At 63.2% G+C, this 1,880-nt stretch carries 2 protein-coding genes; one reads left to right on the top strand and one right to left on the bottom strand.

The window, feature by feature from the left end; all coding sequences use genetic code 11:
- Positions 1-437: FimD/PapC C-terminal domain-containing protein (locus tag DBR24_RS33305; protein ID WP_256591741.1), on the top strand; the 437-nt coding region annotated here is incomplete at its 5' end.
- Between the two features lie 165 nt (positions 438-602).
- On the opposite strand, the gene DBR24_RS22530 is transcribed toward DBR24_RS33305, so the two are convergent.
- Positions 603-1,880: translocation/assembly module TamB domain-containing protein (locus DBR24_RS22530; protein ID WP_177490663.1), on the bottom strand; the 1,278-nt coding region annotated here is incomplete at its 5' end.

Raw genomic sequence — 1,880 nt, forward strand, 5'->3', positions numbered from 1 at the left:
GCTTCGCCGTGGTGCCCAATGCGCAGCCTTATCGGGTGAACTGGATCAACCTCGACACCCGCGATCTGGGCGGCGATATCGAGATCGACAATGCGACCCGGCAAGTGGTGCCACGCCGTGGTGCGGTGGTGCTGGCGCGTTACACCAGCAAGACCGGACGCCGCGTGCAGTTCGCCTTGTTCGACGCGCAACACCAGCCGATCCCGTTTGGCGCCTCGCTGGAGGACAGCGCCGGCAAGCAACTGGCGATCTCCGACCCGGGCGGCAAGGCACTGGCGCTGGTGGAAGCCGACGCCGGTACCCTGACCATCAACTGGCAGAATCAGCGCTGCGAAGCGCCTTATGCCTTGCCGGAACGCAACAAGGCGCTGAACTACGAGCGGGTGGCGCTGGTGTGCCGCCCGACAACCTCTGAGAAATCAGCGGATCTCCAGTAACCCTTCGTCTGCGCCCACCAGCGATTGCGCCTCAGAGGACGCCATCGCTGGCAAGCCAGCTCCCACAGGGTCCTTGCCGGGCACAACATTCAGGTGCGCCGGACAGACTTGTGGGAGCTGGCTTGCCAGCGATGACAGCGACCCGATTCAAGAAGCAAGCGCGATCTAGAAATCGCGCTTGTAGAAGATATCCAGCGAACTGGCGACACCGCTGGCCGCTTCCAGATAAACCTTCTTGCTCAGCTTGTAACGCAACGCAATGGTACTGGCCGGTTCGAACACGCCGACGCCATAACGCAAACTGAGCTTCTCGGAAATGTTGCCGCTGGCGACCACGCTGGTGGTGTTGCCACTGCCTTGGGTGTCGAGCTGGAAGTCCTGAATGCCCAGGTCCTTGGCCAGCCCGCTGGTCACCCCGGAACTGCCCATCAGGCCTAGCCCCAACGCCGCTTGCGCGAGCATGTTGTTGTCTTCGCCGTTGGTGCTCAGCGGCCGCCCGAGGACCAGATACGACAACGCCTGCTCCTGGCTCATGGCCGGCTCGGAGAAGATCTGCGTGGTCGGCTGCTCGGCGCTGCCGCTCAGGCGAATACCGGCGATCACGTCATCGGTCTGGCGAATCGCTTCGATGTCCAGATACGGCTGATCGATGGGGCCGGCGAACAACAGACGCGCACGGCGCACGTTCAGGCGCTGGCCGTAGGCGCGGTATCGGCCGTCGTTGAGCCACAGTTCGCCGCGGGTGTCCATGTTGTCGCCGATGTGCACGTGACCTTGCAGGTTGGCGGTCAGGCCGAAGCCGGCAAAACTCAGTTTGTCTTCGCCGACCACCACGTCGATGTCCATTCTCATCGCCATCGGCGGCTTGCCCTCTTCGGTCTGCGCACCGACGATGATCGTGTCGTCGGAGACTTTCACCGTCGAGGGCGGCAGTTCGCGGACAGTGATTTCGCCTCTCGGCACCTGCACCTTGCCGGCAATTTTCAACTCGTCGCCGGCCATGGAAATCTTCAGGTCCGGTGCTACTTCCAGCTTGGCGTAGGGCTCGACGGTGACCGGCAACTGCGTGCCTTTCAACGCCAGATCGACCATCAGCGCCTGGCCCCAGGCGACGTTGCCGTTGAGGCTGCCCTGGCCGGTCTTGCCGCTCTTCCAGCCACCGTCGAGGCGCACCGCTTCACCGGCGATCACCGCTTGCAGTTGCAGATCCTTCAGTTCCAGCGGCAACTCGGCGCCGGAGACTTCGCCGTCGCTGAGTTTCACCGTGCCGTTGACCAGCGGCGCCAGCAGCCCGCCGGAAATCGTGCCACTGCCGTTCAAGTGCCCGGTAAGCTTTTCGACCATCGGTACAAACGGCCGCGCCACCGACAGATCCAGCCCGCTAAGACGGAACGAGCCGCTCAGCGGTTTGTTCTTTGGCAGTGGATTGAGCTGGGCCTGCAC

The organism is Pseudomonas sp. HMWF006, assembly GCF_003061205.1.
GTDB lineage: Bacteria > Pseudomonadota > Gammaproteobacteria > Pseudomonadales > Pseudomonadaceae > Aquipseudomonas > Aquipseudomonas monsensis.